Origin of the sequence: Arenimonas sp., assembly GCF_035721105.1 — a bacterium.
GTDB lineage: Bacteria > Pseudomonadota > Gammaproteobacteria > Xanthomonadales > Xanthomonadaceae > Arenimonas.
The window spans coordinates 46,823-67,502 of the sequence record NZ_DASTNG010000059.1 but is presented as its reverse complement, the minus strand read 5'-3'; the positions used below and the strand labels follow the sequence as shown (position 1 = coordinate 67,502).

General features: G+C 70.8%; 18 protein-coding genes and 1 pseudogene. 6 read left to right on the top strand and 13 right to left on the bottom strand.

Annotated elements, in window-relative coordinates:
- The 10 genes and pseudogenes from VFQ84_RS09705 to VFQ84_RS09660 form a co-directional block, all read right to left on the bottom strand.
- Nucleotides 1–317 (bottom strand): annotated as a pseudogene (locus VFQ84_RS09705) (lipopolysaccharide assembly protein LapB); the annotation flags it as partial.
- Between the two features lie 10 nt (nucleotides 318–327).
- Complete coding sequence (locus tag VFQ84_RS09700; protein ID WP_325131431.1) at nucleotides 328–591, bottom strand: lipopolysaccharide assembly protein LapA domain-containing protein; 264 nt, start codon at nucleotides 589–591, stop codon at nucleotides 328–330.
- 56 nt (nucleotides 592–647) lie between these two features.
- Entirely contained in the window at nucleotides 648–947 is a 300-nt protein-coding gene (locus VFQ84_RS09695; protein WP_034211102.1) for an integration host factor subunit beta, read from the bottom strand.
- Between the two features lie 78 nt (nucleotides 948–1,025).
- Complete coding sequence (rpsA, locus tag VFQ84_RS09690) at nucleotides 1,026–2,708, bottom strand: 30S ribosomal protein S1 (protein WP_325131430.1); 1,683 nt, start codon at nucleotides 2,706–2,708, stop codon at nucleotides 1,026–1,028.
- Between the two features lie 157 nt (nucleotides 2,709–2,865).
- On the bottom strand, nucleotides 2,866–3,558 hold the full coding sequence (gene cmk, locus VFQ84_RS09685; RefSeq protein ID WP_325131429.1) for a (d)CMP kinase: 693 nt from the start codon (nucleotides 3,556–3,558) through the stop codon (nucleotides 2,866–2,868).
- A gap of 34 nt (nucleotides 3,559–3,592) precedes the next feature.
- Nucleotides 3,593–4,903, bottom strand: coding sequence for a 3-phosphoshikimate 1-carboxyvinyltransferase (aroA, locus tag VFQ84_RS09680; RefSeq protein ID WP_325131428.1), 1,311 nt, complete (start codon nucleotides 4,901–4,903; stop codon nucleotides 3,593–3,595).
- A complete protein-coding gene (gene hisC / locus VFQ84_RS09675; RefSeq protein ID WP_325131427.1) occupies nucleotides 4,900–6,021 on the bottom strand; it encodes a histidinol-phosphate transaminase in 1,122 nt (373 codons plus the stop codon). Before hisC ends, aroA begins: the two co-directional genes overlap by 4 nt.
- Before the next feature lie 2 nt (nucleotides 6,022–6,023).
- Complete coding sequence (gene pheA / locus VFQ84_RS09670; protein WP_325131426.1) at nucleotides 6,024–7,208, bottom strand: prephenate dehydratase; 1,185 nt, start codon at nucleotides 7,206–7,208, stop codon at nucleotides 6,024–6,026.
- 3 nt (nucleotides 7,209–7,211) lie between these two features.
- The gene (gene serC / locus VFQ84_RS09665) at nucleotides 7,212–8,297 is read right to left on the bottom strand and encodes a 3-phosphoserine/phosphohydroxythreonine transaminase (protein ID WP_325131425.1); all 1,086 of its coding nucleotides are present in this window, start codon (nucleotides 8,295–8,297) and stop codon (nucleotides 7,212–7,214) included.
- 62 nt (nucleotides 8,298–8,359) lie between these two features.
- Complete coding sequence (locus VFQ84_RS09660; protein WP_325131424.1) at nucleotides 8,360–11,551, bottom strand: PAS domain S-box protein; 3,192 nt, start codon at nucleotides 11,549–11,551, stop codon at nucleotides 8,360–8,362.
- A 54-nt stretch (nucleotides 11,552–11,605) separates the two neighbouring features.
- Between VFQ84_RS09660 and msrP the strand changes: the two genes are divergently transcribed.
- Nucleotides 11,606–12,598 (top strand): protein-methionine-sulfoxide reductase catalytic subunit MsrP, encoded by a 993-nt coding sequence (gene msrP, locus VFQ84_RS09655; RefSeq protein WP_414637026.1) that lies wholly within the window; start codon nucleotides 11,606–11,608, stop codon nucleotides 12,596–12,598.
- Nucleotides 12,599–12,609: 11 nt separating this feature from the next.
- The gene (locus VFQ84_RS09650; RefSeq protein WP_414637027.1) at nucleotides 12,610–13,221 is read left to right on the top strand and encodes a sulfite oxidase heme-binding subunit YedZ; all 612 of its coding nucleotides are present in this window, start codon (nucleotides 12,610–12,612) and stop codon (nucleotides 13,219–13,221) included.
- Here VFQ84_RS09650 and VFQ84_RS09645 read toward each other — a convergent pair.
- Nucleotides 13,197–14,066, bottom strand: coding sequence for an FHA domain-containing protein (locus VFQ84_RS09645; RefSeq protein WP_325131422.1), 870 nt, complete (start codon nucleotides 14,064–14,066; stop codon nucleotides 13,197–13,199). The two genes, VFQ84_RS09650 and VFQ84_RS09645, sit on opposite strands and share 25 nt — an antisense overlap.
- Nucleotides 14,067–14,164: 98 nt before the next feature.
- On the opposite strand from VFQ84_RS09645, the gene VFQ84_RS09640 reads away from it, so the two are divergent.
- Nucleotides 14,165–14,440, top strand: a complete 276-nt coding sequence (locus tag VFQ84_RS09640; protein WP_325131421.1) for a polyhydroxyalkanoic acid system family protein — start codon at nucleotides 14,165–14,167, stop codon at nucleotides 14,438–14,440.
- Here VFQ84_RS09640 and VFQ84_RS09635 read toward each other — a convergent pair.
- The gene (locus VFQ84_RS09635; RefSeq protein WP_325131420.1) at nucleotides 14,385–15,155 is read right to left on the bottom strand and encodes an FFLEELY motif protein; all 771 of its coding nucleotides are present in this window, start codon (nucleotides 15,153–15,155) and stop codon (nucleotides 14,385–14,387) included. The genes VFQ84_RS09640 and VFQ84_RS09635 overlap by 56 nt on opposite strands.
- A gap of 111 nt (nucleotides 15,156–15,266) precedes the next feature.
- On the opposite strand from VFQ84_RS09635, the gene VFQ84_RS09630 reads away from it, so the two are divergent.
- The 3 genes from VFQ84_RS09630 to VFQ84_RS09620 all read left to right on the top strand — a co-directional run bounded on the left by VFQ84_RS09630 (nucleotide 15,267) and on the right by VFQ84_RS09620 (nucleotide 18,508).
- Nucleotides 15,267–16,532 (top strand): patatin-like phospholipase family protein, encoded by a 1,266-nt coding sequence (locus VFQ84_RS09630; protein ID WP_325131419.1) that lies wholly within the window; start codon nucleotides 15,267–15,269, stop codon nucleotides 16,530–16,532.
- A 110-nt stretch (nucleotides 16,533–16,642) separates the two neighbouring features.
- On the top strand, nucleotides 16,643–17,278 hold the full coding sequence (locus VFQ84_RS09625; protein WP_325131418.1) for a phasin family protein: 636 nt from the start codon (nucleotides 16,643–16,645) through the stop codon (nucleotides 17,276–17,278).
- A 189-nt stretch (nucleotides 17,279–17,467) separates the two neighbouring features.
- The gene (locus tag VFQ84_RS09620) at nucleotides 17,468–18,508 is read left to right on the top strand and encodes a restriction endonuclease (RefSeq protein ID WP_325131417.1); all 1,041 of its coding nucleotides are present in this window, start codon (nucleotides 17,468–17,470) and stop codon (nucleotides 18,506–18,508) included.
- A gap of 51 nt (nucleotides 18,509–18,559) precedes the next feature.
- Here the strand turns inward: VFQ84_RS09620 and VFQ84_RS09615 are convergent, their stop codons facing one another.
- Nucleotides 18,560–20,548 carry an SDR family oxidoreductase gene (locus VFQ84_RS09615; protein ID WP_325131416.1) on the bottom strand — a complete coding sequence of 663 codons (1,989 nt, stop codon included), beginning with the start codon at nucleotides 20,546–20,548 and terminating at the stop codon, nucleotides 18,560–18,562.
- Between the last annotated feature and the right edge of the window lie 132 nt (nucleotides 20,549–20,680).

Below are 20,680 nucleotides of genomic sequence, written 5' to 3'. Positions count from 1 at the left end.
GCCTGCACCTTCTGCGCATCGTTGAGGTCGGGGCGCTGCACGAGCGCCTGGTGCAGGCGGATCGCGCGGTCGACTTCGCCGCGGCGCCGGAACAGGTGGCCGAGCGCGAACTGCGTCTCCACCGTGTCCTTGTCGACGGCGGCGATCTGCAGGAAGACCTCGATGGCCTTGTCCTGCTGCTCGTTGAGCAGGTAGTTCAGGCCGCGGAAATAGGTGTTCGACAGCCGGGATACGCGGGCGCCGCCGCGGCGTTCGCCGCCGCGGCGACCGGCCAGCCAGCCGCTGCCGGCCGCGACCGGGAGCAGCAGCCGCAACAGCCAGGCGTATTCAGTCCTGGACGTCCGCGGCCGGCGGCTCGGGGGCCGGCGCCTCGCGCTTGCGGCGCAGGCGCAGCGGCCAGATCACGCCGGCGGTGAGCACCGCGCCGGCCAGCAGCGCGCCGGCCAGCACGGCCAGCAGCAGGGCGGTGCCGACGGTGGCGTCGATGCCGGTGAATCCCAGTTCGATGCGCACGGCCTGGCGGTTCAGCGCGCCGAACAGCACGCCGAAGGCAATGAACAGGAGGGCAAACAGGGCTTTGAGAAGACGCATCCGCGGCGGTTCCGTGGGCGGGATGCCACAAGCTTAGCCCAAGGCGGGCCGGAAACTCAGCCTTCGGAGGCGGCCGGGCCGGCGTTGACGCGATCGCGCAACTCCTTGCCGGGCTTGAAATGCGGGACGTACTTTCCGGGCAGGGCCACGGAGTCGCCGGTCTTGGGGTTGCGGCCCAGGCGAGGAGGACGGAAATGCAGGGAGAAACTGCCGAAACCGCGGATCTCGATGCGCTCGCCCTGGGTCAGGGCACCGCTCATCATCTCGAGCAGGGTCTTGACGGCGAGATCGACGTCATCGGCCTTGAGGTGGGCCTGGCGACGCGAAAGCACCTCGATCAGTTCAGACTTGGTCATGCCTGCGCGGACTCTTGCAGCGGGGAATCGGAGCGTCGCGCGGCCCGGGGAAACCCCGGGCCGCGGACACGGGTGGGCTTACTCGCCCTTGTTCAGCTGTTCGCGCAGCAGGGCGCCGAGCTTGGTGGTGCCCGAAGCCGCGTCGAACGACTTGTTCACCTCGGCCAGGTTCTCCTGCAGCTCGGCCTCGTCCTTGGCGCGGATCGAGAGCTGCATGACGCGGCCCTTGCGATCCATGCCGATGAACTTGGCTTCCACCGCGTCGCCGACCTTCAGGTACTGGCTGGCGTCGTCGACACGCTCCTTGGCGATGTCGTTGGCGCGCACGTAGCCCTCGATGCCGCCGTCGAGCTCGATGGTGGCACCCTTGGTGTCGACTTCCTTGACGACGCCGGTGACGATGCTGCCCTTGGTGGTGGTGGCCATGTACTGGCCCACCGGGTCCTGCTCGAGCTGCTTCACGCCGAGCGAGATGCGCTCGCGCTCCGGATCGACGGCCAGCACCACGGCTTCCAGCGTGTCGCCCTTCTTGAAGTTGCGGACCACGTCTTCACCCGTGGTGTTCCACGAGATGTCGGACAGGTGCACCAGGCCGTCGATACCGCCGTCCAGGCCGATGAAGATGCCGAAGTCGGTGATCGACTTGATCTGGCCGGAGACCTTGTCGCCTTTCTTGAACAGGGCCGAGAAGGCTTCCCACGGGTTCGGGGTGCACTGCTTGATGCCCAGCGAGATGCGGCGACGCTCGCCGTCCACGTCCAGCACCATCACCTCGAGCTCGTCGCCCAGCTGGACGACCTTCGACGGGTTGACGTTCTTGTTGGTCCAGTCCATCTCGGACACGTGCACCAGGCCTTCGACGCCCGGCTCGATCTCGACGAACGCGCCGTAATCGGTGACGTTCGAGACCTTGCCGAACAGGCGCGAGGAGGTCGGGTAACGGCGGGCGATGTTGTCCCACGGATCGTCGCCCAGCTGCTTCAGGCCGAGCGAGACGCGGTTGCGCTCACGGTCGAACTTCAGCACGCGGACGTCCAGCTCTTCGCCGACGTTGACGACTTCGGACGGATGGCGCACGCGCTTCCAGGCCATGTCGGTGATGTGCAGCAGGCCGTCGATGCCGCCCAGGTCCACGAACGCGCCGTAATCGGTGAGGTTCTTGACGACACCCTTGATGACGGCACCTTCCTGCAGGCGCTCCATCAGCTGCTCGCGCTCGACGCTCGACTCGGACTCGACCACCGCACGGCGGGAGACCACGACGTTGTTGCGCTTGCGGTCGAGCTTGATGATCTTGAACTCGAGTTCCTTGCCCTCGAGGTAGCCCGGGTCGCGGACCGGACGCACGTCGACCAGCGAACCCGGCAGGAACGCGCGGACGTCGCGGATGTCGACGGTGAAACCGCCCTTGACCTTGCCGCTGATGCGGCCGGTGACGATCTCGCCGGCTTCCATGGAAGCCTCCAGCTCGTCCCAGACCATGGCGCGCTTGGCTTTCTCGCGCGACAGCACGGTCTCGCCGAAGCCGTTCTCGAGGTACTCCAGCGCCACCTTGACGGTGTCGCCCACGGCGACTTCGAGCTCGCCGGCTTCGTTACGGAACTGCTCGATCGGGATGATGCCTTCCGACTTGAGGCCGGCGTTGATCACGACGACGTCGGAACGCACTTCGACCACCATGCCGGAGACGATGGCACCGGGCTTGAGCTTGCTCAGGGCGCCCTGGCTCTGCTCGAACAGTTCAGCGAAAGATTCAGTCATTGTTGGATACTCGGTTGGACATACGGGCCGCGGCATCCGCCACGTCCCACCTGTTGGCGCTTTCGCGCGTGGATAGGAAGACCGCGCCTCATGGCACGGGGTTGTCCTGCGTTCGGAAACCGCGCCCGTGGCGGGGCGGGATGCGCCGGGGTGGCGGTTACGGCTGGCGGGGCGCGCGGAGTTTTTCCGGCAACACCGACAGCACGCGCTCGATCACCTCGGTGATGGGCGTTCCGGTGGAGTCCACGATCACCGCGTCTTCGGCGGGTTTCAGGGGCGCCACGGCACGCCCGGCATCGCGCTCGTCGCGAGCGGCGATTTCGTGCAGCAGGCCGGCAAGATTAACCGAAACCCCTTTTTCCTTCAACTGCTTATAGCGCCTTTGCGCCCTTTCCTCGGCGCTGGCGGTCAGGAAGACCTTGTAGGGGGCATCCGGGAAGATGACCGTGCCCATGTCGCGGCCGTCGGCGACCAGGCCCGGGGCCTTGCGGAAACCCTTCTGCAGGTCGACCAGGGCGGCCCGGACCGGGGGATGGGCGGCGATGGCCGAGGCCGCCGCCCCGGCGGTTTCGGTGCGCAGCTGCCGGGTGGCGTCCTTGCCATTCACGATCACGTGCGGCTCGCCGGCGCCCTGGGTCTCGAACCGGATCTCGGTGCGGCGGGCGCACTGGGCCACGGCCTCCGGGTCGCTCAGGTCCACGACCTCCCAGGCCGCGGCCAGGCCGACGGCCCGGTACAGGGCCCCGGAGTCGAGGTAATGCCAGCCCAGGCGTTCGGCCACGGCGCGGCTGATGGTGCCCTTTCCGGAACCGGAGGGGCCATCGATGGTGAGTACGGGGATTCGGGGCATGGGCGGGGATTCTAGTGGATTGCCCGGGCCCGGGTCAGGCCGTGCGCAGTCCGAAGCCGGCGGCGGTCGCCAGCGACTCGAAGCCGGGGAAGGACGTGGCGACGTTGGCGCAGTCGAGGATGCGCACCTCGCCCGCCGCCCGCTGCCCGGCGATGGCCAGGCTCATCGCCACCCGGTGGTCGCCGTGGCTGTCGGCCTCGCCGCCGTGCAGGCGGCCGCCTTCGATCACCGCGCCGTCGGGAGTCTCGTGGATGTCGGCGCCCAGGGCCCTCAGGCCGGCCGAGGTGACCGCGATCCGGTCCGATTCCTTCACCCGCAGCTCGGCGGCGCCGCGCACCACGGTGCGGCCCTCGGCCAGGGCCGCGGCCACGAACAGGGCCGGGAACTCGTCGATCATGTCCGGCACCAGCGCCTCGGGCACCTCGATGCCGCGCAGGCGGGCGTGCCGCACGCGCAGGTCGGCGACCGGCTCGCCGCCCTCCTCGCCCGCGCCGAGCTCGGTGATGTCGGCGCCCATCAGGCGCAGCGCGGCGAGCAGGCCGGTGCGGCGCGGGTTCATGCCGACCCGCCGCAGCAGCAGGTCCGAGCCCGGCACCAGGCTGGCGGCCATCAGGAAGAAGGCGGCGGACGAAAAATCGGCCGGCACCCGCACTTCGGTGGCGCGCAGCCGGTGGCCGCCCGTCAGCACCGCCTCGCCCGGCGAGAAGCGGATCGGCCAGCCGAATGCCGAGAGCATCCGCTCGGTGTAATCGCGGGTCGGGTGCGGTTCGCGCACGCGGGTCTCGCCGCGCGCGTAAAGACCGGCCAGCAGCACCGCGGACTTCACCTGCGCGCTGGCAACGGGCAATTCGAAATCAATACCTTGCAGATCATTGCTAAAGTAAATTCGGAGTGGCGGCAGGCCCCCCGCGGCCGACTCGATGCTGGCACCCATGCGCCGCAGCGGCTCGATCACCCGGGCCATGGGCCGGCGTGACAGCGAGGCGTCGCCGACCAGGGTGCTGGCGAAATCCTGGCCCGCCAGCAGGCCGGCCAGCAGGCGCATGCCGGTGCCGGCATTGCCGCAGTCCAGCTCGGCCTCGGGCGCCATCAGGCCATACAGGCCGACGCCGTGGACGGTGCGCCGGCTGGGGCTGGGCGCGTCGATGCGTACGCCCAGCTGCCTGAAGATGGCGGCGGTGGCGCGGGTGTCCTCGCCCTCCAGGAAGCCGTGTATCTCGGACACGCCCTCGGCGATCGCCGCCAGCATGATGGCGCGGTGCGACACCGACTTGTCGCCGGGCACGGCCAGTTCGCCCGTGAGCGGCCTGCCCGCCCCCGCCACCCAGTCCAGCCGCGTCGTCATGCCAGCACCTCGTCGAGCGCCTGCAGCAGGCGCCGGTTCTCGTCACGCACGCCCACGGTGAGCCGCAGGCAGGTCGGCAGGCCGTAGCCGCCCATGGGCCGGGGGACCACGCCGCGGGCCACCAGCCCGGCCTCGACCGGGCCGGCGTCGCGGCCGAAATCGACCAGCAGGAAATTGGTCTGCGACGGCGCCACCGCCAGCCCGCGCGCAGCCAGCGCGTCGGCCAGGGCCTCGCGCTCGGCGGCGTTCTGGCGGCGGACCCAGTCCAGGTGCGCCGGGTCGCCCAGCGCCGCCTCGCAGGCCGCCAGGCCCGGGCCGTTGACGTTGAAGGACTCGCGCACGCGCTCGAGCACCGCCACCAGCGCCGGCGCCGCGACCAGGTAGCCGACGCGCAGCCCGGCCAGGCCGTAGCCCTTCGAGAAGGTCCGGGTCACGGCCAGGTGGGGGAAACGCGCCAGCAGCGGGATGGCCGAGGCCAGCGTCGGGTCGGTGGCGTATTCGAGGTAGGCCTCGTCCACCACCACCAGCACGTCGGGAGGCAGAGACGCCAGGAAATCGGCCAGCGCCGCGGTGTCGAACCAGGTCCCGGTGGGGTTGTTGGGGTTGGCCAGGTAGACCAGGGCCGTGCCGGGGCCGACGGCCGCGCGAATCGCGGCCAGGTCGTGGCCGCGGGGCATGGCGTCGCCCACCGGCCGCGCCGGCGCCTGCACCAGGCGCGCACCGGCCGCCTGCGCGGCGATGGCATAGACCGCGAAACCGAACTGCGAGGCGACCACGTCCCGCCCCGGGCCGGCGAAGACCTGGGCCATCAGCATCAGCAGCTCGTGCGACCCGTTGCCCAGCACCAGCGCCGACGGGTCGACGCCGTGCCGGGCCGCCAGCGCGCGCTTGAGGTCGCCGCCGGCCGGATCGGGATAGCGGTGCAGCGCATGCAGGGTGTCGAGGATGGCGGCGCGCGCGGCGGGGCTGGGGCCGTGGCTGTTCTCGTTCGAGCCCAGCTCGACCAGGCCGGCACCGGAGGCGGCGCGACGCAGCGCCACCAGGTCCAGGCCCGGGTCGTAGGCGCGCAGCGCGCGGATGCCCGGCTGGGCCAGGGCGATGTAGTCCGGGGCCGCCATGGTCAGATCAGCGCCACCGGGTAGGAACCGAGCACCTTCACGTCGGCGGCGTACTCGCCCAGTTCGGCCAGCGCGCTGGCGACGTCCGGGTCCTGCACGTGGCCGCTGACGTCGATGAAGAAGGCGTACTGCCAGCGCCCGGCATGCGAGGGCCGGGATTCGATCCGGTTCATGCTCACGCCGTGGCGGGCGAACGGGCTGAGCACGCCGTACAGCGCGCCCGGCTGGTCGCGCACGTAGACCAGCAGCGAGGTGCGGTCGTGGCCCGAGGCCGAGAACAGCTCGCGGCCCAGCACCAGGAAGCGGGTGGTGTTGTCCGGATGGTCCTCGATCGGGCCGGCCACGACCTTCAGGCCGTAGACATGCCCGGCGTTCTCGCCGGCGATGGCGGCGGAATCGTCGGCCGTGCGGGCGCGCCGGGCCGCCTCGGCATTGCTCGAAGCGGCGATCTTCTCGGCCTTGGGCAGGTGCTGGCGCAGCCAGGCGCGGGCCTGGGCCAGCGACATCGGATGCGAATACACCCGCTCGATGTCCTCGATCCGGCCGGTCCGCGACATCAGGTACTGGTGCACGGCCAGCTCGACTTCGCCGCAGATCTTCAGCGGCGAGGTCAGGAACATGTCGAGCGTGGACTGGATGGTGCCCTGCCCCGAGTTTTCCACCGGCACCACGCCGAAATCGGCGTGGCCGGCCTCCACTTCCTGGAACACTTCCTCGATGCTGGCCAGCGGCAGGCCCTTGGCGGAATGGCCGAAATGCTTGTGCAGCGCCTGCTGCGAGAACGTGCCCTCCGGCCCCAGGAAGCCGACCTTCAGCGGCTCCTGCTGGGCCAGGCAGGCCGACATGATTTCCCGGAACAGGCGCAGCAGGACCTCGTCGCTGAGCGGCCCGTCGTTGCGGTCGAGGACCTGGCGCAGCACCTGCGCCTCGCGCTCGGGCCGGTAGTAGTCGACGGCGGCCTTGAGCGGCCCCTTGGCCTTGCCGACCTGGCGCGCCCACTGCGCGCGCTCGGCGATCAGGGCCTGGATCTGGCGGTCGATGCCGTCGATGCGCTCGCGCACCTCCGACAGCACCGGCGCGGCCTCGGGCTCGGCCCGGGCGCGGCGCGGCGCGGCGGTGCCGGCCGCGGGGCGCCCCGGGGTCGCCGCGGACGGGCCGGCCTTGGCGGGCGTTTTCCGGGTGGCCATGGCTCAGCCGTTCCGGCGCGCGAAATCGGCCATGAAGCCGGCCAGCGCGGTGACGCCGGCTTCCGGCATGGCGTTGTAGATCGACGCGCGCATGCCGCCGACGGCGCGATGCCCCTTCAGGCCCAGCAGGCCGGCGGCCTCGGCTTCCTTCAGGAAGGGCTTGTCGAGCGCCGGGTCGGGCAGGAAGAACGGCACGTTCATGGTGGACCGGGCCGCCGGCGCCACCGGGTTGCGGTAGTAGCCGCCCGAGCCGTCGATGGCCGCGTACAGCGCCGCCGCCTTGCGCGCGTTGCGCTCGCCGATCGCGGCGGCGCCGCCCTCGGCGCGGATCCACTTCAGCACCAGGCCCAGCACGTACCAGGCAAAGGTGGGCGGGGTGTTGAACATCGAGTCGTGCCTGGCCTGGTTGCCCAGCTCGAAGATCGGCGGCAGGTCGCGGCCGTGCCTGCCCAGCAGGTCCTTGCGGATGATGGCGATGGCCAGGCCCGAGGGGCCCAGGTTCTTCTGGGCGCCGCCGTAGAGCACGCCGAAGCGGCCCACGTCGATCGGCCGCGAGAGGATGTTCGAGGACACGTCGGCCACCAGCGGCACGTCGCCGACCTCGGGGATGTCGTGGAACTCGACGCCGTGGATGGTCTCGTTGGGCGTGTAGTGCACGAAGGCGGCGCCCGGCGTGAGCTGCCAGCCGGCGCGGGCCGGGATGTCGGTGTAGCCGCCGGCCTGGCTGCTGGCCGCGACGTTGACCTTCATCGAGGGGCGGGTGTTGTCGATCGCCTTCTCGCCCCAGTGGCCGGTGAGCACGAAGTCGGCGACCTGGTCCGGGCCGGCCAGGTTCAGCGCCAGCAGGGCCGAGAGCGTGGTGGCGCCGCCCTGCAGGAACAGCACGTGGTAGTGATCAGGGATCGCCATCAGCTCGCGCAGGTCGCGCTCGGCGGCGGCGGCGCATTCGATGAAGGCGGCGCCGCGGTGGCTGACCTCCATCACCGAGGCCCGCTCGCCCTGCCACTCCATCAATTCAGCCTGGACCTGGCGCAGGACGGGCTCGGGCAGCGCGGCGGGGCCGGCGCTGAAATTGAAGGCGCGGGACATCGGGATCACCTCGGGAAAGTCGTTGGCAGGCTAGCACGGCGAAACCGCGCCTCGGAAGCCGGTCAACCGACGATGCGCGCACTCGACAGGAGCTTTTGCTCGAACTGTTCCGGCGGCAGCGCGCGCGAGAACAGATAGCCCTGTCCGTACTGGCAGCCGACCGACTCGAGCAGTGCCCGCTGGCCCTCGGTCTCGATGCCCTCGGCGGTCAGCGCCAGCGACAGTTCATCGGCGAAGGCGGTGATGGTGCGGACGATGGCGCGGTGCCGGCGGTTGGTCTCGATGTCCCGGATGAACACCTGGTCCATCTTCAGTGCGTCGAAGGGCGAGGCGGCGAAGGACTCCAGCGAGGAATAGCCGGTGCCGAAGTCGTCCACCACCAGCCCCACGCCCAGCGCCTTGAGCGACAGCAGGCGCTCCTCGGCCTGGCCGCGGCCGGCCCGGAACGCGGTCTCGGTGACCTCGAGGCGGAGCGAGGCCGGCGGCAGCGCGTGCTCCTGGATCAGGCGGAACACTTCCTCGACGATCTCGGGCGACACCATCTGCCGCTCGTCGACGTTGACGTTCATGCTCAGGTGGGCCAGCTCGGGATAGCGCCGGCGCCACTCGCCCAGCTGGCGGCAGGCCTCGCGCAGGGCCCAGGCGTCCATCTCGACGATCAGGCCCGTTTCCTCGGCGATGCCCAGGAACTCGGCCGGCGGCAGCAGGCCGCGGGTCGGGTGGCGCCAGCGCACCAGTGCCTCGGCGCCCACCAGCCGCCCGCTAGCCAGCTCGACGATCGGCTGGTAGTGCAGGCGGAACTCGGCGCGCTCGAAGGCCAGCCGGAAGTCGGTCTCGAGCTGCAGCCGGGCCAGCGCCTCCTGGTGCATGCCTTCGTCGAAGATGACGAAGCCGGACTTGCCGGCGGCCTTGGCGCGGTACATCGCGGTATCGGCGTCGCGCAGCACCTGGTCGGGCGAGGCGTACTCGCTGCGGCCGATGACGATGCCCAGGCTGGCGGCCGAGAACACCTGCTGGCCACCGATGTCGAAGGGCTGCTCGAACAGGCGCAGCACCCGCCGGGCGATGTCGACCGCGCGGTCGTGGTCGCAGTCGCCGTCCGGCAGCAGGGTGAACTCATCGCCGCCGTAGCGGGCGATCAGCACGTCCTTGAGCAGGCCGTCCTCGAGCCGCCGCGCGATCTCGCACAGCAGGCGGTCGCCGGCGCCGTGCCCCAGGCTGTCGTTGACCCACTTGAAGCCGTCCAGGTCCAGGAACAGCACCGCGTAGCGGCGACGGCGGCGGTCGCTGGCCTGGCCGACCTGCAGCATGGCCTCGGCCAGCCGCTGGTTGAAGAGCATGCGGTTGGGCAGGCCGGTCAGCGGGTCGTGGGTGGCGTGGAAGCGCAGCCGCTGCTCGGCCTCGCGCTGGCGGGTGATGTCGAGCACGGTGCCGGTGAGGTGCTCGTCGCCGTCCAGGTTCACCGACCCGATGCTGACGCGCACATGCACCCGGCGGCCGTCACGGTGCAGCAGCGTGGTTTCGAAGTCGGGCGTCACCGCCTGCCCCTCGCGGCGCTGCCGGTCGCGCTCCTCGGACTGGGCGATCGACTCGGGCGCCATGATCTCGCGGTAATTGCGCCCTTCCAGCGCGCCGTCGGGGTGGCCCAGCATGCGCGTCAGGGCCTGGTTGGCGTAGGTGTAGACCTCGTCGCGCATGATGAACACGCCGACCTGGCTGTGCTCGACCAGGGTGCGGTACTTGCCCTCGGAGCGCTGCAGCGCCTGCTGCATCGCGTGGTGCTCGTCGATGTCGAGCACCGAGCCGGTGAAGTGCACCGGCTGCCCGGCCTCGTCGCGGATCAGCAGCACGCTGGCGCTGACCCATTTCTGGCCGCCGCCGCGGGTCCGCACCCGGGTCTCGTGGTGGCTGAAGGCGCCGTCGCGCACCGCCCGCGCCACCAGCCCCTCGCGCTCGCCCGGATCGACGTAGACCGCGCCCATGTCCTGCACCATGGCCTTGAGCTGGGCCGGGCTGTCGTAGCCCAGGATCCCGGCCATCACCGGGTTCACCTCCATGATCCGGCCATCGAGGCTGGTGCGGAACAGCCCCGCGGGCGAGCTCTCGAACAGCTCGCGGTAGCGGCGCTCGGCCTCGGCGATCGCGGTCTGGCGGCGGCGGTCGTCGGTCACGTCGCGCAGGGTGCCGGTGGAAGCGATGTCGCCCTGGTACTCCACGGCGTCGGCGCGCACCTCGCACAGGATCCGATCGCCGGACTTGCGCTGCAGGTGGATCTCGTAGACCTGCGCGCTGCGCGACCCGGCCTCGCGCTCGGCCCGGCGGTCGGACTGGGCGGCGCGGTCGGCGGGATCGACCAGGGTCATGTACTCGCGGCCCTGCAGTTCGCCCGCGGCGTAGCCCAGGATCCGCTCCATGGCCTCGTTGGCGAACACGATGCGCCCGCGCTGGATCAGGAACACGCCGTCGCGGCTGTTCTCCACCAGGACCTGGTAGAGGGCCCGGGACTGCCGGAGCGCCTGTTCGGCCTCGACCTGCGAGGTGATGTCGACCAGCGAGCCTTCGAAGAAGCGGACGGTGCCGGCGGCGTCGCGGATTGCGCGCGCGTTCTCGGTGACCCAGATGATGCGCCCGTCGCGCCGGTACACCCGCGCGCGCTGGCGCTCCAGGCGCCCGCCGGACAGCAGCTGGCGGCGGGCGGCCTCGGCCTGGCCGGGATCGGCGTACAGGTGGTCGGTGTCGCGCGAGAGTTCGTCCAGCAGCTGCCGCGGCGAGTCGTAGCCCAGCAGGCGCGCCATCGCCGGGTTCACGTCCAGGAAACCGCCCCCGGGCAGGCTGCGATAGATGCCCTCCGACGCGGCCAGGTACAGCGACCGGTACAGCGAATTGTCGGGCCCGGGCCCCTCGATGGGCGTGTCCTCGGGCAGCAGGCTGACCAGGCAGAACAGCACCGGCTCGCCGTCCTGGTCGGCGAATTCGACCGACAGCGTGCCGGGCCGGATGCTGCCGTCGGCACAGCACAGCCGCATGGGCAGCGCGGCGACGCGGCGGTCGGCGCGCAGCAGGCTCCAGAGCCGGGCGCGGAAGTCGGGTTCGGGCCACAGGCCGACCTCCACCGGCAGCCGGCCGATCACCTGCTCGCGACGGTAGCCGGTGCTACGCTCGAAGGCATCGTTCACCGCCAGGAATACGCCGTCGGCGGCCCGCATCACCGCGACCACGCTTTCCGATGAGGCGAACGCGTCGACCAGGCGCATCCTTTTCCCCGGTGGCTGACTCTGTAGGGAGTATAGCCACCGAACCCGGCCCCGATGGGCCCTGCTGGAGACGCTCGCGTGAAGATCATCCTGCCTCCCGAACTCCCCGCCTCCCAGATCACGCCCGAGCCCGTTTACCGGGCCCGCCGGCAGCTGATGGGCCTGGGCCTGGCCAGTCCGCTGCTGGCCCTGGCCGGCTGTGCCGGCGCCGACGACGGCGGTGATGCCGCGGCACCCGGCGCACCCGCCGGGGCCGGGGCAGCGGGCGGCGGCGCCGAGGAGCTGACCCGCTTCGAGGACGCCACCAGCTACAACAACTTCTACGAGTTCGGCACCGCCAAGACCGACCCCGCCCGCTATGCCAGCTCGCTCGAGCCCGCGCCCTGGTCGGTGGTGGTCGGCGGCGAAGCCGAACTCACGGGCACCTTCCCGCTCGAGGACCTGCTGGCGATCACCGCGGCCCAGGACCGCACCTACCGGCTGCGCTGCGTCGAGGGCTGGTCGATGGTGATTCCGTGGCAGGGCCTGCCGCTGGGCGAGGTGCTGCGCCACTTCAAGCCGACCTCGCGCGCGAAGTACGTCGCCTTCACCACGCTGGCCGACCCGCGGCAGATGCCCGGCCTGCGCTATCCGTCGATCAACTGGCCCTACCGCGAGGGGCTGCGCATCGACGAGGCCATGCACCCGCTGGCGCTGCTGGCGACCGGCATGTACGGCAAGCCGCTGCCGAACCAGAACGGCGCCCCGCTGCGCCTGGTCGTGCCTTGGAAGTACGGCTTCAAGAGCATCAAGTCGATCATCCGCATCGACTTCACCGAAGCGATGCCGCCGACCAGCTGGAACCAGCTGCAGCCCGAGGAATACGGCTTCTACTCCAACGTCAATCCCGACGTCGACCACCCGCGCTGGAGCCAGCGCAGCGAGCGCCGCATCGCCGGCACGGCCAGCAAGCTGTTCGCCGAGCGCATCCCCACCCTGCCCTTCAACGGCTATGGCGAACAGGTCGCCGGCCTGTACGCGGGCATGGACCTGCGCAAGTGGTTCTAACGCGCGGCGGCATCGACTGGCGCTGGGTGGGCCTGAAGGCGCTGGCGCATGCGCTGGCCCTGCTGCCGCTCGCGCTGCTGGTCCAGGGCGTGCTGCAGGACAGCCTGGGCGCCGACCCGGTAGCGGCGCTGACCCACGGCACCGGCGACTGGGCGCTGCGCCTGCTGCTGCTGGGCCTGGCACTGACGCCGCTGCGGCGCCTGACCGGCCAGTCCTGGCCGATCCGGTTCCGGCGCCTGGTCGGGCTGTACGCCTTCTTCTACGCCTGCCTGCACCTCACGGTGTTCCTGGTGCTGGACCTGGGCGGGTACTGGACCCAGATCTTCGAGGACATCGTCAAGCGGCCCTACATCACCGTCGGCTTCGCGGCCTGGCTGCTGCTGGTGCCGCTGGCGCTTACCTCCACCAAGGGCTGGATGCGCCGGCTCGGACGGCGCTGGGCCCGCCTGCACACCCTGGTGTACGCGATCGGCGTGCTGGGCGTGCTGCATTTCCTGTGGCTGGTGAAGTCGGACCTGCGCGAACCGCTGGTGTACGCCGGCGTGCTGGCGCTGCTGCTCGGCCTGCGGCTGTGGTGGCGCCTGCGGCGCCCGAGGCTTCAGGCGCCGGCGCGGGGCGCGTAGACCAGCAGCGCGGTCAGCGCCGCTGCCAGCACGGTGGCGGCGGCGATCAGCCACCACAGCGCACCCGGGTCCTTGCGCGGCAGCTCCGGCGCGACCGGCACGGCCGCCGGCGCCGGGTCGCGGGCGACCGGCACGCGCACCGCCTTCATGGTCTGGGTGTGGGTGGTGGCCACGGGCTTGGCGGCATCCATCTGGCCGCGCAGCGGCAGGCCGGGGGCCTCGAGCTGGAACCGATGCTGGTCGACCACGACCTGGTCGCCGGGCGAAAGCACCGCGTCGCGGACCGGCACGCCGTTGACCTGGCTGGCGTCGTTGCCCATGGCCCGCAGCACGACGCGGTCGCCGTGCAGTTCGACCACGGCGTGGCGTTCGGCCACGCCGGCATCGTCCAGGCGGATGTCGGCCGAGGCCGAGCGGCCGATCAGGCGCGGCTCGGTAAGGGTGTAGCTGCGGCCGTAGTGCAGGCCGGACAGGCCGCGGAGCACGACGCGGGCGGCGGCGACGCGCTGGGCCTCGCTCATGGCCGCGGGCGCGGCCGCGGGGATGCGGCGCTCGATCGCCGGCTCGTCGTCGGCGCGCACCACCACCCGCACCTTGTCCAGGCACACCAGGTCGCCGGGCCGAAGCTGGGCGAGGCGACGCACCGGACGCGCGTTCAAATGCACCCCGGGCACGCCCGCGGGCACCCGCAGCCACAGGCCGCGGCGGTCGCGCAGGAAACTGGCATGGTGCGGCGCCAGCCCCGAGGACGGCAGGCAGACCCGGCTGCCGCTGCGGCTGCCCACGATCACTTCCCCCCGAAGGGCCACGCTTTCATGCTCACCGTTGGGGAACGTCAACTGCATCCGGGATCCTCCGGCCGGGAATCTACCATGGCCGACCCGGGCCACACCCTTGGTGGATACGCCAAACCCAAGCAGAATAGGCCGCCGAGGAGGGCACCATGTCCAATATCGATATTCGCCGCAGCCATGCGCGGCCGCTGAAGGAAGCCCGCGCCGCGATCGAACGCGTCGCCGAACACATCGCCGAGAAATTCGACGTCGAATACGGCTGGAACGGCAACACGATGGAGTTCTCCCGCGGCGGCGTCGATGGCCACATCGCCGTGAGCGCCAAGGAAGTCCACGTCACCGCGACCCTGGGATTCCTGCTCGGCGCCATCAAGGGCCCGATCGAGCGCGAGATCCAGCGCTACCTCGACGAGGAGTTCGGCTGACCCCGATCGCGAACGGATCCGGGTCGCCGGCGAACAGCCGGGCCGAGGCCTCGCGCTCACGGTGCCCGATCGACTCGAGGAACTCGCCGGCGCCGTCGAGAGCCTCGAAGGCGCCGAAGCCGCGCTCGAGGAAACCCTGCAGCTCCGACAGCCCGGCCGCCCGCGCCGGCAGCCGCGACGCGCGCAGCAGCTTGAACACACCGCGCTGGTGCACCGAGGCGTCCAGGGTCCAGCCCACGCCCAGGATCAGTTCGATCTGCAGGCGCCGCAGCCGCGGCTGCCCCACCGCCCGGTACGCGACCCCGTAGTCGGCCAGGGAAATCGGCGCCGTGGGGTTGCGGCGCCGCGCCAGCTGTTCGGCCATGCGCAGGTCGAAGGCGTGGCTCAGCACCGCCAGTCCGATCGCGTCGGCCGCCGCCTCGAGCAGACTGTCGGGCAGCAGCCGCGACATCAGCGGCATGATCCGGGCCACGTCGCGGTCGCGGGCCGAGAAGTCCTTCTCGCCGTACAGGTCGCTGAGGAAGAACTCGGCCGCGGGCCGCATGCGGGCGTTGGCCAGGAAATCCTCGAAGCTGCCCGCCAGCCGCCGGGTCTGCCACGCCCGCAGCAGCGGCAGGGTCGGCAGCCGGTTGCGCGGATCGCGGGCCGCGTCGTGCACGTCGCGCTGCCAGGCCAGGCGCCGGGCCAGCTTCTGGCGCAGGGGCGTCGGGCTCATGACGGGCGCCGCGGCCCGTGAAGGGCGGGTAAGGAACTGCGATGGTTCACACTTGTCCGGGGTCTGGGGCGGGCTACAATCGCCGCGCCTTCGTTGGAGTTCCCCCATAGCATGCTAGTTCTGCAGCCCGCCCGGAAGCGTCGCCAAGCCAGTGAGGGCCGGATCGGCCTCGCCATCGCCGGCGGCGGGCCGATCGGCGGCATGTACGAGCTGGGCGCGCTGCGCGCGCTGGACGTCGCCATCGAGGGCCTGGACCTCACCAAGCTCGAGGTCTACGTGGGCGTGAGTTCGGGCGCCTTCCTGGCCGCGGGCCTGGCCAACCGGCTCGACACGGCCGAGATGTGCCGCATCTTCATCACCGGCGACAGCGACCAGGTGAAGTTCCGGCCCGAGATGTTCCTGCGGCCGGCCTTCCTGGAATACGCACGCCGCGCGGCATCCCTGCCCCGCCTGGCCTTCGACTGGTGGAAGGACGTGCTGACCGACCCGACCGGATCGCACCTGAGCGAGCTGATCAGCCGCTTCGGCGGCGTCATCCCGACCGGGCTGTTCGACAACCGCGGCATCGAGAGTTTCCTGCGCGAAGTCTTCACCATCCGCGGCCGTAGCAACGACTTCCGCGAGCTGGCGGCCAAGCTCTACGTCGTCGCCGTCGACCTCGACAGCGGCGAGGCCGTGCGCTTCGGCAGCCCGGGCTGGGATGACGTGAGCATCTCGCGCGCGGTCCAGGCCAGCTCCGCCCTCCCCGGCCTGTATTCGCCGGTGGACATCCGCGGCCATCATTTCGTCGACGGCGCGCTGCGCCGGACCATGCACGCCTCGGTGGTGCTCGACCACGGCATCGACCTGATGCTGGGCATCAACCCGTTCGTGCCCTTCAACGCCAGCCGCGGCGGCCGGCCGCCGGAAGGCATGGACAAGCTGGCGCAGGGCGGCCTGCCGGTGGTGCTGTCGCAGACCTTCCGCACCATCCTGCAGTCGCGCATGCAGGTGGGCCTGGCCAAGTATGCCCAGCAGTACCCGGACACCGACCAGATCGTGTTCGAGCCCAACGAGGACGACGGCGAGATGTTCTTCACCAACGTCTTCAGCTACTCCTCGCGCCAGCGCGTCTGCGAGCACGCCTTCCACTCGACCCTGTCCGACCTGCGCCGCCGCCGCGAGCAGTTGGCGCCGGTGCTGGCGCGCCACGGGCTGCGCCTGCGCGCGGACGTGCTGGACGACCCCGGCGTCTCGATCATGGATGGCCTGGGCATCGCGCCGACGCGCACCACCGACACCACCGCGCGGCTGCGGGTGGCGCTGGACGACGTCGAGTCGATCGTCAAGGCGCGCCGTCCGAACCGCCGCCGCGCCGCCGCCACGCGCCGGCGCTGATCCTGCCGCACGCGTTCGCGCGCAGTGGTGTGAATGCTCTAGACACGCGGCGCAAATTGGCGCCACTCGGGCGCCATGCCCACCCCTTTACCGAACGGAGTTCCAGCGCGATGGCCAAACTCAAGAAGACCGTGCGTGCCAAGAAGGCCGCCCCGAAGTCGAACGCCGACCTGCAGGCCAAGGCCGAGCAGATGTCGCGCTCGATCGTCGAATCGGCGCAGCAGATCTGGATGGCCGGCGTCGGCGCCTTCACCCGCGCCCAGGGCGAGGGTTCGAAGCTGTTCGAGGCCCTGGTCAAGGAAGGCATGACCATCGAGAAGACCACCCGCCAGCTGGCCACCGGCCGCGTCGACGCCGTGCGTGACGCTGTCGAGGACCGCGTGGGCGTGGTGCGCGAGCGCGCCGTCGACACCTGGGACCGCCTCGAGACCGTGTTCGAGACCCGCGTCCAGCGCGCCCTGAACCGCCTCGGCGTGCCGGCCCGCGAGGACCTGGCCGAGCTCAACGCCCGCGTCAACGAACTCAACGGCGAGCTGCGCAAGCTGGGCGCCAAGCCGGCCGCGAAGAAGGCCGCCAAGAAGGCCCCGGCCCGCAAGCCGGCCAAGGCCGCCAAGCCCGCGAAGGCCGCCAAGCCCGCCGCCCGCAAGGCCAAGCCGGCCGCCAAGCCGGTCGCCCGCAAGCCGCGCGCCGCCCGCAAGCCGGCCCTGCCGAAGGCCCCCAAGCCCGAGGCGCCGCAGGCCGCCTGATCCGGTTCATGTCCGCCAGCCAGTAACTTGAAGTCCGTTCGCTCCCTCCCCTTGCGGCTTCCGGCTGGCGGACATCTTTAGATCCAGGGAAAGGCCCGGCACACGCCGGGCCTTTTTCGTCGGGGTCCTGGCCCCGGGGCTTTCCGCGTTATCCTCTGGCACCCCAGCTATTGAGTTCGGAGCCCCCGGATGTTTGGTGTCAGCCCCTGGATCGCCGCTGCAGGCGCCACCGTTCTCTCGGTACTCGCCAGCACCTGGTGGTTCGGCATCCATCGCCGCCGCCTGGCCGAGAACAGCGCCGGCGTGCGCGCCCTGGCCGGCATGAAATGGCGCGAGTGCGCCGGCCTGGTGCTCCAGGCGATGGAAGACAAGGGCTACACCGAGCTGCCCTCCAGCCGCCAGCCGGGCGACGGCGGCGCCGAGTTCCTGCTGGTCAAGGAAAACGAGCGCTGCCTGCTCGGCTACAAGCACGGCACCGCCTATCGCCTGGGCGAGGCCAACGTCCGCGACTTCGCCAATGCGGTCCAGCTGCAGGGCGCCACCAGCGGCATGCTGGTCACCCTGGGCAGCGCCGAGGGCTTTGCGCGCGACCTGGCGCGCCGGTACGGCGTCGACCTGATCGACGGCCGCAGCCTGTGGCCGCAGGTGGAACCGTTCGCCCCGGCCAGCCTGGTCGAGGACATCCGCCACCAGGCCGCCAGCAGCATCCGTCGTGGCCAGCAGATGGGCCTGGCCGGCAGCGTGCTGCTGGGCCTGGTCGTGTTCGGCCTGGGCCAGCTGGGCGGCGAAGACCCGCCGATCGCCGTCGCGCCGATCGCCCCGGCCGCGCCGGTGGCCGGAACGCCGGCCCCGACGCCCGCCGTCACCCAGGCCGAGGCGATCACGCCCGCGGCGCCGGCCGAGCCGGAGTTCCAGGACGAGGCCTCCCGCCAGGCCAGCGATGCCATGAAGGAACTGGCGGCCGTGGCCCAGCTGACCGACGAAGAGCGCGCCCTGCGCCGCCGCCAGGCCGCGGCCCGGGTCGCGGACCTCAAGCAGGCCGACCGCGCCAACTGGTCCACCCAGTCGACCCTGGTGGTCGGACTGGCGCGCGAGGACGGCATCGACGCCGGCATCGTCAACGAGGCCTGCGCGATCCTGGTCGAGTACGAAGAGCTGCGCTACACCCGGCTGCAGCTCGAGCCACCGCAGGCCTCGAAGGTCCCGGTGCGCTGGAGGCAGTGCCAGTAAACCGTCCGGCACGCGCCTTCCCCGCTCGCGGGCGGGGAAGGCGCCACCCGCTTACCAGTGGACGCCGCGCATCAGCGCCGCGAACGCCACCTGTTCGTTGGTCGGCTTCTCGTCCTTGAGCGCCTTGCGGTCGCCCTTGGCCGCGGCCGAATCCGGGAACATCTCGAACGCCGTGTTCATGATCACCTCGTAGGCCTTCGGCGCCACCGCGTTGAGCGTGGCGGCGAAGATGCCCATGCGGGTGGCGACGCGGCTGGGCCGCTCGATGATGGCCTTGACGATCAGGTCGGCCGCCTCTTCCGGCGTCAGCGTCGGCACCGAGTCGTACATCTTGGTCGGGGCGATCATCGGCGTCTTCACCAGCGGCATGTTGACCGTGGTGAAGGCGATGTTCTTGCCGCTGAACTCGGCCTGGGCGCAGCGGCTGAAGGCATCAAGCGCCGCCTTCGAGGCCACGTAGGCCGAGAACCGGGCCGAGCTGGCCAGCACGCCGATCGAGCTGATGTTGATGACGTGGCCCTTGCGGCGCTGGGTCATGATCGGCAGGAAGCCCATGATCAGGCGCAGGCAGCCGAAGTAGTTGAGCTGCATGGTGCGCTCGTAGTCGTGGAAGCGGTCGTAGCTGAGTTCGACCGAGCGACGGATCGAGCGGCCGGCGTTGTTGACCAGGATGTCGACCACCTTGTGCTCGTCCAGCACCGTCTTGACCAGCGCGTCGCAGCTGGCCAGGTCGGTCAGGTCGCAGGTATAGGCCCAGCACTTGCCGCCGGCGGCGATGATCTCGTCGCGGGTCTTGAACAGCTCTTCCTCGCCGCGGGCGACGATGATGACCTTGGCGCCGGCCTCGGCGACCTTGATGGCCGAGGCGCGGCCGATGCCCGACGAGCCGCCGGTGATCACGACCACCTTGTTGGCGACGTGGCCGCGCAGGGTGCGGTCGACGAACAGGTCCGGGTCGAGGTGGCGCTCCCAGTAGTCCCAGATCCGCCAGGCATAGCCCTCGAGATCGGGCACGCTGATCTTGCTGCCCTTGAGCGCGCGCTCGGCGACGCGGGTGTCGAAGCGCGTCGGGTAGGTGATGAAGGACAGCGTCGCCGGCGGCAGCTTCAGGTCGCGCAGCAGCATGCTGGTGAAGCGCTTGATCGGCGGCAGGTTGGTGACCGCGCTGCGCACCGCGCCGGGCACCACGGCGAGCATGCGCGCGTCCAGGCGCATGGTCATCTCGGGCGCATGGGCGGCGCGGCAGAAGGTGTTCATCAGTTCGCCAAAGCGCATCGGCTCGGGGTCGACCAGGTGGAAGCACTGGCCGTCCAGGCCCTTCTTGTGGGCGATGTGGTCCATGGCGTCGGCGACGAAGTCGACCGGCACCACGTTGATGCGGCCGCCCTCGATGCCCAGCGTGGGCACCCACTGCGGCAGCGTCTGGCGCATCTTCTTGATCAGGGTGAACAGGTAGTAGGGGCCGTCGATCTTGTCCATCTCGCCGGTCTTGGAATGGCCGATGACCATCGACGGACGGTAGATGCGGAACGGCACCTTGCACTCGTTGCGCACGATGCCCTCGGATTCGTGCTTGGTGCGCAGGTACGGATCCTTGAGGCCCTCGGCCTCCTCGAACATGTCCTCGCGGAACACGCCCGGGTACAGGCCGGCGGCGGCGATCGAGCTGGTGTGGTGGAAGCAGCCGGCCTTGATGGCCGCCGCCAGCTCGATGGCGTGGCGGGTGCCGTCGATGTTGGCCACCTGCTGCGAGGCGGCGTCGGCGGACAGGTCGTAGATGGCCGCGAGGTGGAAGAAGTGCTGGACCTTGCCCGACAGCGCCTTCACCTGGGCCGCGCTCATGCCGAGCCTGGGCTTGGACAGGTCGCCCGGCACCGGCACGATGCGCTTGCGGTCCCAGCCCATCTTCAGCGCGATGGCTTCGAGTTTCTTCTCCGAGCCCTTGCGGACCAGGACATGCACGCTGCCCTTGCGCTTGAGCAGGTTGCTGACCAGATAGCGCCCGATGAACCCGGTGGCGCCGGTGACGAAATAGCTCATGACCTCTCCCTGCCCTGTACCCCGGACCGTCCGCATGGACGGCCTCCCTGCGCCTAACTTGCCAGACCGCCCGCGCGCCGGCAAACATCGCGTTGACCGTCCCCGGGGGCCGTGTTATCACCCGGGGCTCAA

Excerpts from the sequence above, each read along its gene's own strand:
- VFQ84_RS09700 (WP_325131431.1), bottom strand. The coding sequence starts at position 591 with ATGCGTCTTCTCAAAGCCCTGTTTGCCCTCCTGTTCATTGCCTTCGGC.
- VFQ84_RS09695 (WP_034211102.1), bottom strand. The coding sequence starts at position 947 with ATGACCAAGTCTGAACTGATCGAGGTGCTTTCGCGTCGCCAGGCCCAC.
- rpsA (WP_325131430.1), bottom strand. The coding sequence starts at position 2,708 with ATGACTGAATCTTTCGCTGAACTGTTCGAGCAGAGCCAGGGCGCCCTG.
- cmk (WP_325131429.1), bottom strand. The coding sequence starts at position 3,558 with ATGCCCCGAATCCCCGTACTCACCATCGATGGCCCCTCCGGTTCCGGA.
- aroA (WP_325131428.1), bottom strand. The coding sequence starts at position 4,903 with ATGACGACGCGGCTGGACTGGGTGGCGGGGGCGGGCAGGCCGCTCACG.
- hisC (WP_325131427.1), bottom strand. The coding sequence starts at position 6,021 with ATGGCGGCCCCGGACTACATCGCCCTGGCCCAGCCGGGCATCCGCGCG.
- pheA (WP_325131426.1), bottom strand. The coding sequence starts at position 7,208 with ATGGCCACCCGGAAAACGCCCGCCAAGGCCGGCCCGTCCGCGGCGACC.
- serC (WP_325131425.1), bottom strand. The coding sequence starts at position 8,297 with ATGTCCCGCGCCTTCAATTTCAGCGCCGGCCCCGCCGCGCTGCCCGAG.
- VFQ84_RS09660 (WP_325131424.1), bottom strand. The coding sequence starts at position 11,551 with ATGCGCCTGGTCGACGCGTTCGCCTCATCGGAAAGCGTGGTCGCGGTG.
- msrP (WP_414637026.1), top strand. The coding sequence starts at position 11,606 with ATGGGCCCTGCTGGAGACGCTCGCGTGAAGATCATCCTGCCTCCCGAA.
- VFQ84_RS09645 (WP_325131422.1), bottom strand. The coding sequence starts at position 14,066 with ATGCAGTTGACGTTCCCCAACGGTGAGCATGAAAGCGTGGCCCTTCGG.
- VFQ84_RS09640 (WP_325131421.1), top strand. The coding sequence starts at position 14,165 with ATGTCCAATATCGATATTCGCCGCAGCCATGCGCGGCCGCTGAAGGAA.
- VFQ84_RS09635 (WP_325131420.1), bottom strand. The coding sequence starts at position 15,155 with ATGAGCCCGACGCCCCTGCGCCAGAAGCTGGCCCGGCGCCTGGCCTGG.
- VFQ84_RS09630 (WP_325131419.1), top strand. The coding sequence starts at position 15,267 with ATGCTAGTTCTGCAGCCCGCCCGGAAGCGTCGCCAAGCCAGTGAGGGC.
- VFQ84_RS09625 (WP_325131418.1), top strand. The coding sequence starts at position 16,643 with ATGGCCAAACTCAAGAAGACCGTGCGTGCCAAGAAGGCCGCCCCGAAG.
- VFQ84_RS09620 (WP_325131417.1), top strand. The coding sequence starts at position 17,468 with ATGTTTGGTGTCAGCCCCTGGATCGCCGCTGCAGGCGCCACCGTTCTC.
- VFQ84_RS09615 (WP_325131416.1), bottom strand. The coding sequence starts at position 20,548 with ATGAGCTATTTCGTCACCGGCGCCACCGGGTTCATCGGGCGCTATCTG.